This window comes from Pseudomonas sp. TE3644 (genome assembly GCF_056278815.1).
In genome coordinates, this window is the sequence record NZ_JBWBQF010000001.1 from 6,781,315 (window position 1) to 6,793,908 (window position 12,594).

Here is a 12,594-nt window from a genome sequence, read left to right on the forward strand (position 1 = left end):
CCCCATCCCTGTGGGACCGGGCGCAGCTCGGGAAGGCATAACCGCGATGTATCTGTTGCTGCGCGGTGTTCTTTTCCCGAGCTTCGCCCGGTCCCACAAAGGGGGGAGGGGAAGCTTACAGCCCGTCCAGCATCGCCTTGTTGCGCACCGCGCCCTTGTCGGCGCTGGTCGCCAGCAGGGCGTAGGCCTTCAGTGCGGTGGTCACTTTGCGTGGGCGGATTTCGACCGGCTTCCAGCCTTTCTTGTCCTGTTCCACGCGGCGCGCCGCCAGTTCTTCATCGCTGACCAGCAGGTTGATCGAACGGTTCGGGATGTCGATCAGCACCTTGTCGCCGTCCTGCACCAGGCCGATGGCGCCGCCAGCAGCGGCTTCCGGCGAAGCGTGGCCGATGGACAGGCCCGAGGTACCGCCCGAGAAACGACCGTCGGTCAGCAGGGCGCAGGCCTTGCCCAGGCCTTTGGATTTCAGGTACGAGGTCGGGTACAGCATCTCCTGCATGCCCGGGCCGCCTTTCGGGCCTTCGTAGCGGATGATGACGATGTCGCCTTCCTTCACTTCGTCGGCGAGGATGCCGCGTACGGCGCTGTCCTGGCTTTCGAAGATCTTGGCGTTGCCTTCGAACACATGGATGGACTCATCCACGCCGGCGGTTTTCACCACGCAGCCGTCCAGGGCGATGTTGCCGTACAGCACGGCCAGGCCGCCTTCTTTCGAATAGGCGTGCTCGAAGCTGCGGATGCAGCCGTTTTCACGGTCGTCGTCCAGGCTTTCCCAACGGGTCGACTGGCTGAATGCTGTCTGGGTCGGGATACCGGCCGGGCCTGCCTTGAAGAAGTGGTGCACCGCTTCGTCGTCGGTCTGGGTGATGTCCCACTTGGCAATGGCTTCTTCCATGCTGCGGCTGTGCACGGTCGGCAGGTCGGTGTGCAGCAGGCCGCCACGGGCCAGCGAGCCGAGGATGCTGAAGATGCCGCCGGCGCGGTGCACGTCTTCCATGTGGTACTTCTGGATGTTCGGCGCCACTTTGCACAGCTGTGGCACAACGCGGGACAGACGGTCGATATCGCGCAGGTCGAAGGCGATCTCGGCTTCCTGGGCGGCGGCCAGCAAGTGCAGGATGGTGTTGGTGGAACCGCCCATGGCGATGTCCAGCATCATGGCGTTCTCGAACGCCTTGAAGTTGGCGATGTTGCGCGGCAGCACCGAGTCGTCGTTCTCGATGTAGTAACGCTGGCACAGCTCGACGATGGTACGGCCGGCCTGCAGGAACAGCTGCTCGCGGTCGCTGTGGGTGGCCAGGGTCGAACCGTTGCCCGGCAGGGCCAGGCCCAGGGCTTCGGTCAGGCAGTTCATGGAGTTGGCGGTGAACATGCCCGAGCACGAACCACAGGTAGGGCAGGCGCTACGCTCGTACTCAGCGACTTTCTCGTCAGAAGCGCTGGAGTCGGCGGCGATGACCATGGCGTCGACTAGGTCCAGGCCATGGCTGGCCAGTTTGGTCTTGCCGGCTTCCATCGGGCCGCCGGACACGAAGATCACCGGGATGTTCAGGCGCAGGGCGGCCATCAGCATGCCGGGGGTGATCTTGTCGCAGTTGGAGATGCAGACGATGGCGTCGGCGCAGTGCGCGTTGACCATGTACTCCACGGAGTCGGCGATGATTTCGCGGCTGGGCAGCGAATACAGCATGCCGTCATGGCCCATGGCGATGCCGTCGTCCACGGCGATGGTGTTGAATTCCTTGGCCACGCCACCGGCGCGTTCGATCTCGCGGGCTACCAGTTGGCCCAGGTCCTTCAGGTGCACGTGCCCCGGGACGAACTGGGTGAACGAGTTGGCGATGGCGATGATCGGCTTCTTGAAGTCGGCATCTTTCATCCCCGTGGCGCGCCACAGGGCGCGGGCGCCGGCCATGTTGCGGCCGTGGGTGGACGTTTTCGAACGATAGTCAGGCATGGAGCACTCCGGGCGGCTAATCAGGTATCAGTAAGGGAGTGAGCTTCTCTTGTCCTTTGCAGCGGCGACAGGTAGCTGCCGCTGCGGATGAGGTCGGTGGCGTTGCAGGATCGCTGCGCGCTCGACCGGAGCTCATAAACCCGCCGGGGGATGATTGGCGATGAATAAGCCGATTCTACACCGCTGGCGGCGGGATGGAATGGCGAGACCGATCAGGGGGCTGCTTGTAGGACATTTCTGATTTTGCGCCGATGGCTGTTTTTGTCGTTGTGCACTGACTACTATCCCTGCGCCGCATGTGCGGCTGACGAGAAAACACCCAATGGACCACCCCAGTTTAAGTTCCTTCGAGAACCACATCCTGGCACCGACCGCAGCGGCGGCGGGCCTGCCTGTGAGCTGACGCGTCCGCTCGCCAGGCAGCCCTGCGCCGCCTGGAGAGACACAATGACTACCTTCGACTTTGCGCAACACGATGCATCCCTGACCCACCTGTCCGCCGCCGACATCGCTGCCCACCTGCAGGCGCTGCCTGAAGAAAAGCGCGCGGACGTCCTCAGCCGCCTCGAAACGGAGGCTGCGGTGGAAGCCACCGAGGACTTCCACAAAGGTGCGCTGATCTCCACGCCCCTGGGCAACCTCAGCACCGCAACCGTCGGCCTGTTGTACCGCAAGCGCGTGCTGTGGCTGGTGTTGCTGGTGTTCGGCAACCTGTTCTCGGGCGCCGGCATCGCGGCCTTCGAAGACGTGATCGCCGCCAACATCGTACTGGTGTTCTTCCTGCCCCTTCTGGTGGACAGCGGCGGCAATGCCGGCGCCCAGTCGGCCACCCTGATGGTGCGTGCCCTGGCCACCGGCGAAGTGGTGATGAAAGACTGGCTGCGCCTGCTGTGGCGCGAATGCTCGGTGGCGCTCGCTTTGGGGGTGACAATGGCCGTGGCCGTTGCCCTGTTGGGCGCAGCGCGTGGCGGCTGGGACATCTCCATGGTGGTCGCGAGCAGCATGCTGGTGATCGTGCTGGTGGGCAGCGTCATCGGCATGAGCCTGCCCTTCCTGTTCAGCCGCCTGAACATGGACCCGGCGGTGGCCAGCGGGCCGTTGATCACTTCTATTGCCGATGCGGCGGGGGTGTTGGTGTACTTCGGGATCGCGTCGGTGGTTTTGCAGCTGTGACCTAGGCGCTCGCTGCTGACCGTAGCCGCTGCCGCAGGCTGCGCTGGCCCTGTACCTCGCCGGAAATCTCCAGTGCGGAGTAGGGCCAGCGCAGCCTGGCGGCAGCGGCTACGGTGGTTCGTGGCACTTGTCACGGGCTCTTGGGGAAATAGAACGAGATCACAAGAGTGATGAGCGGGAGCGCGCCAATTTTTACCAGCTCGAACATCTGCTGCATCGCCTTGCTGTCGGGGTCCAATCCGTAGGCAATGAATATTCCGGCGCACAGCAGAAGCAGTGAAACGAGAATCTGCCGAGCAAACCTCAAGCGGTCATGCTCCTTCAGCTGAATGCCGCTTTCGCGGGCAAAGATATTTGCCAGGTCAAGCTCGGGGTTCGATGGCGTCGAGCTCATACCCCAGTTACCCGCCCAACTACCTCGAAGGTATGGTCCTCTCGCTCGCGAATGATCCCCAGCGAGCAGCCAGCCAGTTGTTTCTGTCGATCCGCCAGGGCCAGGAGGGCGAATGCACGTTTCATCGCTTCCGCCTTGGTGATGCAGTTTCGTTTTGCTATCTGCGTGAGACAGTCATTGATTTCGTCACTGAGTTCCAGTGTGAGGCTGGCCATGGTGCTTCCTGCTGTATTGGGGCAACGAGTATAGGTTTCGCTCGGTTGGGAAGAAATTCAGGCGGTTCTGAAATGGATGTCGGATATCTCCGAAGCATTGAGGGCCAGCGCAGCCTGGCGGCAGCGGCTACGGTTTTGCGTACAGGCGCGTGACGGTGGTGAGACCTGCCAGGCAGAGCACCAAAAAGATTATTCCCAGCACCCATTCAAAATCCCCGGTCACCAAACTGATCGCCGCACTCCCCACCCCACCCGCCGCCAATACCAGCGTATTCAATACCGAGGCCGACGCCCCGGCGCTTGCCGGTACCAGCTCCATTGCCCGGGACGTGGCGGCTGGGCGGGCGATGGTGGTGCCGGCGGTGCAGATCATCATGGGCAGCAATACGGTGGCCACGCTGCGCTCGGTGAGGGCGGACAATGCCAGCATCGTCACGCCGGCCAGGCCGATCAGGGTTAGACCAGTGTTCAGTTGCAGGCGGTGGCTGACGTGGCGGCTCATGCGGCTGGCGATCAGGCCGCCTACTACGTAGGCAACGCCGTAGCTGAGCAGGGTCAGGCCGAACTGCAGTTGGGTGAGCTGCAAGTGCTCGAGGAAGATCAGCGGTGAGGTGGCGATGAAGGCGAAGTGGCAGGTGAACGCGATGGCGGCGATCAGTGAGAAGCCCATGAAGGCGGGGTGCCCAAGCAGTTCGCGGTAGGCGCCGATCAGCCCTTTGCTCTGACGATTGGCGCCGCGGGTGGGCGGCAGGATGCGGACGGCCTGGATCAGTACCAGCAGGGCGATCAGGGCGAACAGATAGAAGCTGGCCTGCCAGCCGGCCAGATGCTGCAGCAGAGCACCGACCAAGGGCGAAGTGGAGATGAAAACGCCGCTGGCGCTGGTGACCAGAATGCGGGTGCGTTCGCGTTCTTTATCCTGGAACAGGTCTTGTACCAGCGCGTTGAGCAGCACGAAGCAGCCGCAGCCGATGGCTTGCAGGGTACGGAAGATCATGAAGGGGATGAACTGTGTGGTGTTGGCGCAGCCCACTGCGCCGAGGATGGAAATGGCCAGCCCCAGGACCAGCAGTCCCTTGCGGCCGATTCGGTCCGACAGCGGGCCGAGAAAGAATTGCGAGATGGCGACGCCCAGGGCGAACAGGCTGATGGAGAGGGCTATTTCGCTGGAAGGCGTGGCGAAGTGATCGGACAGGGCAGGGAACGAGGGGAGGATGACGTCGAGGGGGAAGACGCCGAGCAGGACCATGGCCAGAAGCAGAGTAAGGATGGAGCGTTTTTGCGTGACGGGCATGACGTGAGCCTTTTTGGATCAAGGCTACGGGGATGCGCGATCGGAGGCGATAGCGGCGAGTTAGCGAAATTTCCTAAATTTTTGTAGGAATTATCGTAGCCGCTGCCGCAGGCTGCGCTGGCCCTATGCCTCACTGGATATTTCCGGTGAGGCATAGGGCCAGCGCAGCCTGGCGGCAGCGGCTACAGGGTCCGGCGTATCTGCTTTAGCTGTTAGGCAGCAACCGGCACGTAATGCTCTTGATGTAGCGCGTCTCCGGAATAGCCGGGTGCACCGGGTGGTCCGGGCCCTGGCCGCCGCGTTCCAGCAGCTGGATGTTGCGGTCCAGGTGGCGGGCGCTGGTCAGCAGGATGTTCTGCAGGTCGTCTTCGGGCAGGTGCATGGAGCACGAAGCGCTGACCAGGATGCCGTCCTTGCTCAGCAGACGCATGGCCTGTTCGTTCAGGCGACGGTAGGCGCCTTCGCCGTTTTTCAGGTCTTTCTTGCGTTTGATGAAGGCGGGCGGGTCGGCGACGATCACGTCGAAGCGCTCTTCGGAAGCCTTCAGCTGTTTCAGGGCTTCGAACACGTCGCCCTCGACGCAGGTGACTTTCTCGGCGAAACCGTTGAGGGCGGCGTTGCGCTCAACGCCGTCCAGGGCAAAGCCCGAGGCGTCGACGCAGAACACTTCGCTGGCGCCGAAGGCACCGGCCTGTACGCCCCAGCCACCGATGTAGCTGAACAGGTCGAGCACGCGCTTGCCTTTGACGTACGGGGCCAGGCGGGCGCGGTTCATGCGGTGGTCGTAGAACCAGCCGGTTTTCTGGCCTTCCATGACCGGGGCCTGGAATTTCACGCCGTTTTCTTCCAGGTCGACCCACTCCGGCACCACGCCGAAGGCGGTTTCCACATAGCGCTCCAGGCCTTCGGCGTCACGGGCGGCCGAGTCGTTCTTGAACAGGATGCCGCTTGGCTTGATGACCTGGATCAGTGCGGCCATGACGTCGGCCTTGTGCTGTTCCATGGTGGCCGAGGCCAGCTGAACCACCAGAATGTCGCCGAAACGGTCGACAACCAGGCCTGGCAGCAGGTCGGAGTCGCCGTACACCAGGCGGTAGAACGGCTTGTCGAACAGGCGCTCGCGCAGCGACAGGCAAACGTTGAGGCGGTGCACCAGCAGCGACTTGTCCAGCGGCAGCTTGGCGTCGCGCGACAGCAGGCGGGCGCAGATCAGGTTGTTGGGGCTCATGGCGACGATGCCCAGCGGCTTGCCACCGGCAGCTTCGAGCACGGCCTGATCGCCGGCCTTGAAACCATGCAGGGGCGTGGCGGCTACGTCGATCTCGTTGCTGTAGACCCACAGGTGACCGGCGCGCAGGCGGCGGTCGGCATTGGCTTTGAGGCGAAGGCTGGGCAGGGACATGAAGTCGCTCCGGGGAAAAAAGAGCGGGAGTATAGCGTGGAACGCCGAAGCCGGGTCCCCCCCAAGATCGACGGACCTGTAGCCGCTGCCGCCAGGCTGCGCTGGCCCTACCCTGCACTGGAAATCTCCAGCGAGGCACAGGGCCAGCGCAGCCTGCGGCAGCGGCTACGGAAATAGCGCCGCCGATCATGAAGAAAATAGCTAGCGGTTGTGTCACCCCGCCTCTGAGAGGTTAAAATCGCCCCTCATCCCAGAGTAAGTACGTATGTCCCAAGAGTTATCGGAAGAACAGATCCAGCAGGCCTTGCAAGGGATCAGTGTGCCGCCTCAACCGCAGATCATGGTGGATCTGCAGATGGAGCAGTACATGCCCGACCCGGACCTGGAAGTGATCGCTCGTCTGATAGCGCAGGACCCGGGGCTGTCCGGTGCCCTGCTGAAGATCGTCAATTCGCCGTATTACGGCCTGACCAACAAGATCGCCTCCATCCAGCGCGCGGTGAACCTGCTGGGCAGCCGCTCGGTGATCAACCTGATCAATGCCCAATCGATCAAGGGCGAGATGAGCGACGAGACCATCGTTACCCTCAACCGCTTCTGGGACACCGCCCAGGACGTGGCCATGACCTGCCTGACCCTGGCCAAGCGCATTGGCTCCCAGGCGGTGGACGAGGCGTATGCGCTGGGGCTGTTCCATGACTGCGGCATTCCGTTGATGCTCAAGCGCTTCCCCGATTACATGAACACCCTGGAGCAGGCCTACGCCAACGCCGGCCCCGAGCTGCGCGTGGTGGACACCGAGAACCGGGTGTACAACACCAACCACTCGGTGGTGGGCTATTACACCGCCAAGTCGTGGCGCCTGCCCGAGCACCTGGGCAACGCCATCGCCAACCACCACAACGCGTTGGCGATCTTCAGCGACGACTCCAACCGCAACAGCCAGTTGAAAAACCTGCTGGCAATCCTGAAGATGGCTGAACACATCTGTTCCTCGTACCGCGTGCTGGGTAACCAGAACGCTGACCACGAGTGGGACAGCATCAGCCATCTGGTGCTCGATTACGTGGGCCTGTCGGACTACGACTTCGAGAACCTGAAGGAATCCATCCGCGAACTGGGCGCGCGCTGACCTCGCCCGGTTCCTTGCCTAGAGCCGTCCATGCCTGAATTACCTGAAGTCGAAACGACCCGCCGTGGTATAGCGCCGCACCTGGAAGGCCAGCGGGTCAGCCGTGTGATCGTGCGTGACCGGCGCCTGCGCTGGCCGATCCCCGAGGATCTGGACGTGCGCCTGTCGGGGCAGAAGATCATCGGCGTGGAGCGGCGGGCCAAATACCTGCTGATCAACGCCGAAGTGGGCACGTTGATCAGCCATCTGGGCATGTCGGGCAACCTGCGCCTGGTGGAATCCGGGTTGCCGGCGCTCAAGCATGAACACGTGGACATCGAACTGGAGTCGGGGCTGGCGCTGCGTTACACCGACCCGCGCCGCTTTGGCGCCATGCTGTGGAGCCTGGACCCGCTCAACCACGAACTGCTGGTGCGCCTGGGCCCGGAGCCGCTGACCGCGCTGTTCGACGGCGAGCGGCTGTTCCAGCTGTCGCGCGGCAAAAGCATGGCGGTGAAGCCGTTCATCATGGACAACGCCGTGGTGGTGGGGGTGGGCAACATCTACGCCACCGAGGCGCTGTTTGCCGCCGGCATCGATCCGCGTCGCGAGGCGGGTACGATTTCCCGGGCGCGCTATCTGAAACTGGCCATCGAGATCAAACGTATCCTGGCCATGGCCATCGAGCGCGGTGGCACCACCTTGCGCGATTTCATCGGCGGTGACGGCCAGCCGGGTTACTTCCAGCAGGAGCTGTTTGCCTACGGCCGTGGCGGCGAGATGTGCAAGGTGTGCGGCAGTACCCTGCGCGAAGTGAAGCTTGGCCAGCGCGCCAGCGTGTATTGCCCGCGTTGCCAGAAGTAAGCGGTTACGGCACAAGCCTGACAAGCGGCGATAGGCTGATATAGTGAATAATCAGATGGATTTTTCATCAAGCCCCAAGTAGCCGCTTCGCTAAAGGACTGTGCCATGAATTGCTTTCGTACCCTCTCGCTCGCGCTGATGCTGTGCTTCGGGCTGCAGGCCCTGCCGAGCCTGGCTGACGAGTTGCAGGAAAGCAGCGGCAGTGGCGATCCGGTGTACCAGGTGCAGGCCCCGCCCGCCTATTCGATGATCGCCGACCTTGTGATCGCCCGGCCATTCCTGGTCGCGGCCACGGCCGTGGGTGCAGTGGTATTCGTGGTGTCGCTGCCTTTTACCGCTTTGGGCGGCAACGTCAAGGACGCCGGCAAGGCACTGGTAGTCGACCCCGGCAAGGCGGCCTTCGTGCGCTGCCTGGGCTGCACCGGCGATGGTTACGGCAAACGCCAGTAACGCTTTGAATGCCGGTCAATTGGTCGGCATTACCTCGGAAACACCCACGCCACGTGGATCGCCGGCGGCTTCTACCTTGCCATCGTCCTTGTGCCACAGCAGCACTTGCTGGTTGCCATACGCCCGCCCGGTTTCCTTGACGCTGTAGCCCCGGCCCTTCAGTTCGGCCAGTTGGGCATCGGTGAAGGCGCCGGGTTCGTACTCCACCACATCGGGCAAATACTGATGGTGGTAGCGCGGGACGGCAGGCCAGGTGGGCACAGGCTGCCCGTCCAGGTATTGCAGCATCGCCAGCAGCACCATGCTGGGGATGCGGCTGCCGCCCGGTGTACCGAAGGCGGCGAAGTCCTTGGGGCTTTCGATAAAGCTGGGGCTCATGCTCGACAGCGGCCGTTTGCCCGGCGCCACTGCATTGGCCTGGCTGCCGGCCAGCCCGTAGGCGTTGCTGCCCTGCGGGTCGGCGGCAAAGTCGTCCATCTCATCGTTCAGCACCACGCCCGTGCCTGGCACCGTAAACGCAGCGCCGAACGGCAGGTTGACCGACAGGGTGGCGGCCACGGCGTTGCCTTTGCTGTCGAGCACGGCGAAATGCGTGGTGTGCTCGCCTTCGCGCCACGCAGGGGCAGGCGGCAGGGCGCTGCTGGGCGTGGCCTGGCGGGTGTCGATGCTGGCGGCCATGGTTTTCAGGTAATCGGGGGCCAGCAGGGCCTTGACCGGGTTGGCGATGAAATCCGGGTCGCCCAGTTGGCTGCGGTCGCGATAGGCGCGGCGCAACACTTCAATCACGTAATGCGCGCGTTGGGTTGCATCGGCCTGGCGCCATGGCAGCTGCTGCAGCATCGCCAGTGATTGCGCCAGGGCGATGCCGCCGGCGGACGGCGGTGGGGCGCTGATCAATTCACGCTGGTCGGCCAGGGGGAAGCGCAGGGGCTCGCGGCTGGCCACCTGGTACTCGGCCAGGTCCTTGAGGGTCCAGATACCGCCGCCCGCCTGCACGGCCGTCACCAGTGCCTGGGCGGTGGGGCCGCCGTAATAACCGTCGCGGCCTTGTTCGGCCAGGCGCGTCAGGGTTTGCGCCAATTCCGGTTGGCGCAGTTCTTCGCCCAGGGCTGGCACCTCGCCGTTGCGCAGGAACAGCCGCGCGGTCTCCGGGTCATCGCGCATGGCCGCCAGGCGTGCCGTGGCCCAGGCGCGGTAGACGCGGTCCACGGCAAAGCCATGGCTGGCCAGGCGGATGGCCGGGGCCAGGGAGTCCTTCAGGGGCAGGGCGCCGTAGTGCGTGGCCAGTTCGACCAGGGCGGCGGGCAGGCCGGGAATGCCGCTGGCCAGCGGGCCGTTGATCGACAGGCCCGGCTGTTGCTTGCCGTCGCGCAGGTACATGTCGGCGCGGGCCGCCAGCGGCGCCTTCTCGCGGGCGTCGATAAACCGATAGGCCGCGGGGGTACCGGTCTGGCGCAGCAGAAAATAGCCGCCACCGCCCAGCCCTGACGCGTACGGTTCGACCACGGCCAGGGTGGCGCTGATGGCAACGGCGGCATCAAAGGCATTACCCCCTTCGGCCAGAATCTTCTGCCCGGCAGCGGTAGCCTGGGGGTGCGGGCTGGCGATGGCCGCCGCAGCCGGCAGGGTTTGAGCCTGGGCCAAGGCGGAACTACAGAGGATCAGGGCGCCGAACAACAGCGAGTGGATGTTCGGCATGCGGCTATTCCTCCATGGGGCGCAAGATCAGGCTTTGCCGGTGATCTTGCGGTATTTCTCCATCAATTGCTCTTCGCTTTCCGGGTGCGCTTCATCCAGTGGGATGCAGTCGACCGGGCACACCTGCTGGCATTGTGGTTCGTCGTAGTGGCCGACGCACTGGGTACACAGGTTCGGGTCGATCACGTAGATCTCTTCGCCCTGGGAGATGGCGGCGTTCGGGCACTCGGGTTCGCAGACGTCGCAGTTGATGCAATCGTCGGTGATGATCAGGGACATGGGTACTCCGGCCGGGGCCTTGGCCCGGGCGATATGAACACTAATGTGCGCAATTGTGCCGCATAAGCGCGCGCAGTGCACGCTTATGCAGGACGGCCGGGGTGGGCTACTTCTTGAAGCGCAGGGTCAGCGCCTCGGCCACGGCCGGGTGCACGAACTTGGTGATATCACCGCCCAGCGCCGCTATTTCCCGGACAAGGGTCGAGGAAATGAACGAATAACGCTCGGAAGGGGTGAGGAACAGGCTCTCTACTTCCGGCGCCAATTGGCGGTTCATGTTGGCCAGCTGGAACTCGTACTCGAAGTCCGAGACCGCGCGCAGGCCGCGCAGGAACACATTGGCACCCTGCTCCTTGGCGAAGTGCGCCAGCAGGGTAGAGAAGCCGACCACCTCGACGTTGGGCAGATGCTTGGTGACCTCGCGCGCCAGTTCGACCCGTTGTTCCAGGGGGAACAGCGGGTTTTTCTTCGGGCTCGCGGCCACGGCAATGACCACGTGGTCGAACAGGCGCGAGGCGCGTTCGACCAGATCGCCGTGACCCTTGGTGATGGGGTCGAAGGTACCTGGGTACAACACTCGGTTCATCGCGTCGTCCTGGCGGGAATCCGTTGGGGACTGGGATGGTATCGCAGCATTCCCGGTCGGCCAAGTCGGGCTTCAGGGTATATCGGACTATAGACAGTTTTGCACATCACTGATTGCTAGCCGAATTTGCGCTCGGTACAGCCGTAGCTGCTGCCGCCAGGCTGCTATGGGCGGTGGATCGCGTCGTCTGCATCGCGGCCAAGGCCGGCTCCTACCGCGATGCAGGCAATACAGTTTCAAGCCCGTTGCGGCTAAAGGAGCCAGCTAGCGACGCACGGCCGTCACTTCGATTTCCACCAGGAACCCCGGGTTGGCCAAGCCTGCTACCTGGATCACCGACCGGGTGGGCAGGTTGGGCTGCTCGGTGGTGCCGAAGTGGCGGGTGTAGGCTTTCATGAAGCCGGCGAAGTCCATCTTGCCGCCCTGGCCGGGGTCGCCCACCAGGAACACCTGCATCTTGATCACGTCGCCCATGCCCAGGTTCAGGCTTTTCAGCGAGCTTTCAATGCTGTTGAACACTGATTCGCTCTGTACCTGGGTATCGCCATAGGCGTTGAGGCTGTCCTTGGGCGCGCTGGCGTCTGCGACCGACGGCACGGCACCGCTGAGATTGACCACCGTGGCCGTGGCGGGGATCTCCACGGCCAGGGCAATGGGGAAGGTCGAATTACCGGGCAGTTTGTGCCGCACCACTTCGCTGGCCTGGGCGCCGAGGCATACCAGGCTGGCGAGGGTCAGGGCGGATAAGGTCTTGATAGGCATGCAGTGAACTCCTTGTTCAGGGCTGGCTGATTTTCTTCACGTCGGCGGCGCTGACGTTGTCGTTGAAATGGTTGTCGAAGTGGCTGCGCACATAGTTGACCACCGAGGCGATCTGCTCATCGTCCAGGTACTCGCGGAACGACGGCATGCCGCCCTGGCCATGGCTGACCACGTACACCGGGTAGGCGGCGGCCGCCAGCTTGGGGTTGGCGGCCAATGCCGGATACGCGCCCGCCCCGTGCGCGCCAAGGGCATCGGGCATGTGGCAGCCCTGGCAGATGGCATGGAACAGGTCTTCGCCGCTGCGCTCATTGAACTGCTCGCCGCTGGAGAAAGCGGGCGGGGTGGCGGCCAGCACCGGGCCGGCCAGGGTGAGGAGGACGGCGGCCATAAATGATTTCATCGAGCT

Annotated in this window: 14 protein-coding genes; 4 read left to right on the top strand and 10 right to left on the bottom strand. The window is 63.6% G+C overall.

The genetic code is table 11. From position 1 onward, the window contains the following. Positions 1-115 precede the first annotated feature (115 nt). On the bottom strand, positions 116-1,957 hold the full coding sequence (gene ilvD, locus ACZ9GA_RS30235; protein ID WP_457358540.1) for a dihydroxy-acid dehydratase: 1,842 nt from the start codon (positions 1,955-1,957) through the stop codon (positions 116-118). 447 nt (positions 1,958-2,404) lie between these two features. On the opposite strand from ilvD, the gene ACZ9GA_RS30240 reads away from it, so the two are divergent. After that, a complete protein-coding gene (locus tag ACZ9GA_RS30240) occupies positions 2,405-3,130 on the top strand; it encodes a magnesium transporter (RefSeq protein WP_457358538.1) in 726 nt (241 codons plus the stop codon). Positions 3,131-3,260: 130 nt separating this feature from the next. Here ACZ9GA_RS30240 and ACZ9GA_RS30245 read toward each other — a convergent pair whose 3' ends face one another. The 4 genes from ACZ9GA_RS30245 to ACZ9GA_RS30260 all read right to left on the bottom strand — a co-directional run bounded on the left by ACZ9GA_RS30245 (position 3,261) and on the right by ACZ9GA_RS30260 (position 6,435). Further along, positions 3,261-3,524, bottom strand: coding sequence for a hypothetical protein (locus ACZ9GA_RS30245; RefSeq protein ID WP_457358537.1), 264 nt, complete (start codon positions 3,522-3,524; stop codon positions 3,261-3,263). After that, positions 3,521-3,739: a hypothetical protein gene (locus ACZ9GA_RS30250; RefSeq protein ID WP_457358535.1), complete on the bottom strand. Its 219-nt coding sequence runs from the start codon at positions 3,737-3,739 to the stop codon at positions 3,521-3,523. Before ACZ9GA_RS30250 ends, ACZ9GA_RS30245 begins: the two co-directional genes overlap by 4 nt. 127 nt (positions 3,740-3,866) lie before the next feature. Further along, positions 3,867-5,033: an MFS transporter gene (locus ACZ9GA_RS30255; RefSeq protein WP_457358534.1), complete on the bottom strand. Its 1,167-nt coding sequence runs from the start codon at positions 5,031-5,033 to the stop codon at positions 3,867-3,869. Between the two features lie 205 nt (positions 5,034-5,238). Next, entirely contained in the window at positions 5,239-6,435 is a 1,197-nt protein-coding gene (locus ACZ9GA_RS30260) for a class I SAM-dependent rRNA methyltransferase (protein WP_008364826.1), read from the bottom strand. Between the two features lie 319 nt (positions 6,436-6,754). Here ACZ9GA_RS30260 and ACZ9GA_RS30265 point away from each other — a divergent pair, with 319 nt between their 5' ends. The 3 genes from ACZ9GA_RS30265 (at position 6,755) to ACZ9GA_RS30275 (ending at position 8,860) form a co-directional block, all read left to right on the top strand. After that, positions 6,755-7,567 (top strand): HDOD domain-containing protein, encoded by an 813-nt coding sequence (locus ACZ9GA_RS30265; protein ID WP_457363620.1) that lies wholly within the window; start codon positions 6,755-6,757, stop codon positions 7,565-7,567. Between the two features lie 30 nt (positions 7,568-7,597). Next, positions 7,598-8,410 (top strand): bifunctional DNA-formamidopyrimidine glycosylase/DNA-(apurinic or apyrimidinic site) lyase, encoded by an 813-nt coding sequence (gene mutM, locus ACZ9GA_RS30270; RefSeq protein ID WP_457358532.1) that lies wholly within the window; start codon positions 7,598-7,600, stop codon positions 8,408-8,410. 105 nt (positions 8,411-8,515) lie between these two features. Beyond that, positions 8,516-8,860, top strand: a complete 345-nt coding sequence (locus ACZ9GA_RS30275; RefSeq protein ID WP_457358530.1) for a multidrug transporter — start codon at positions 8,516-8,518, stop codon at positions 8,858-8,860. A 15-nt stretch (positions 8,861-8,875) separates the two neighbouring features. Here the strand turns inward: ACZ9GA_RS30275 and ggt are convergent, their stop codons facing one another. The 5 genes from ggt to ACZ9GA_RS30300 form a co-directional block, all read right to left on the bottom strand. Further along, positions 8,876-10,558, bottom strand: a complete 1,683-nt coding sequence (gene ggt / locus ACZ9GA_RS30280; protein ID WP_457358529.1) for a gamma-glutamyltransferase — start codon at positions 10,556-10,558, stop codon at positions 8,876-8,878. A gap of 27 nt (positions 10,559-10,585) precedes the next feature. Continuing rightward, complete coding sequence (locus tag ACZ9GA_RS30285) at positions 10,586-10,837, bottom strand: YfhL family 4Fe-4S dicluster ferredoxin (protein ID WP_008364838.1); 252 nt, start codon at positions 10,835-10,837, stop codon at positions 10,586-10,588. A 106-nt stretch (positions 10,838-10,943) separates the two neighbouring features. Continuing rightward, the gene (gene coaD / locus ACZ9GA_RS30290; protein ID WP_027980147.1) at positions 10,944-11,423 is read right to left on the bottom strand and encodes a pantetheine-phosphate adenylyltransferase; all 480 of its coding nucleotides are present in this window, start codon (positions 11,421-11,423) and stop codon (positions 10,944-10,946) included. 264 nt (positions 11,424-11,687) lie between these two features. Then, entirely contained in the window at positions 11,688-12,185 is a 498-nt protein-coding gene (locus ACZ9GA_RS30295; RefSeq protein WP_457358527.1) for a RidA family protein, read from the bottom strand. 16 nt (positions 12,186-12,201) lie between these two features. Further along, positions 12,202-12,588: a c-type cytochrome gene (locus tag ACZ9GA_RS30300; protein WP_457358526.1), complete on the bottom strand. Its 387-nt coding sequence runs from the start codon at positions 12,586-12,588 to the stop codon at positions 12,202-12,204. Positions 12,589-12,594: the final 6 nt, after the last annotated feature.

Bases quoted from the DNA above. Each gene is read 5' to 3' on its own strand.
- coaD (WP_027980147.1), bottom strand. From the start codon at position 11,423: ATGAACCGAGTGTTGTACCCAGGTACCTTCGACCCCATCACCAAGGGT.
- ACZ9GA_RS30240 (WP_457358538.1), top strand. From the start codon at position 2,405: ATGACTACCTTCGACTTTGCGCAACACGATGCATCCCTGACCCACCTG.
- mutM (WP_457358532.1), top strand. From the start codon at position 7,598: ATGCCTGAATTACCTGAAGTCGAAACGACCCGCCGTGGTATAGCGCCG.
- ACZ9GA_RS30295 (WP_457358527.1), bottom strand. From the start codon at position 12,185: ATGCCTATCAAGACCTTATCCGCCCTGACCCTCGCCAGCCTGGTATGC.
- ilvD (WP_457358540.1), bottom strand. From the start codon at position 1,957: ATGCCTGACTATCGTTCGAAAACGTCCACCCACGGCCGCAACATGGCC.
- ACZ9GA_RS30300 (WP_457358526.1), bottom strand. From the start codon at position 12,588: ATGAAATCATTTATGGCCGCCGTCCTCCTCACCCTGGCCGGCCCGGTG.
- ACZ9GA_RS30285 (WP_008364838.1), bottom strand. From the start codon at position 10,837: ATGTCCCTGATCATCACCGACGATTGCATCAACTGCGACGTCTGCGAA.
- ACZ9GA_RS30260 (WP_008364826.1), bottom strand. From the start codon at position 6,435: ATGTCCCTGCCCAGCCTTCGCCTCAAAGCCAATGCCGACCGCCGCCTG.
- ACZ9GA_RS30275 (WP_457358530.1), top strand. From the start codon at position 8,516: ATGAATTGCTTTCGTACCCTCTCGCTCGCGCTGATGCTGTGCTTCGGG.
- ACZ9GA_RS30255 (WP_457358534.1), bottom strand. From the start codon at position 5,033: ATGCCCGTCACGCAAAAACGCTCCATCCTTACTCTGCTTCTGGCCATG.
- ACZ9GA_RS30245 (WP_457358537.1), bottom strand. From the start codon at position 3,524: ATGAGCTCGACGCCATCGAACCCCGAGCTTGACCTGGCAAATATCTTT.
- ggt (WP_457358529.1), bottom strand. From the start codon at position 10,558: ATGCCGAACATCCACTCGCTGTTGTTCGGCGCCCTGATCCTCTGTAGT.
- ACZ9GA_RS30250 (WP_457358535.1), bottom strand. From the start codon at position 3,739: ATGGCCAGCCTCACACTGGAACTCAGTGACGAAATCAATGACTGTCTC.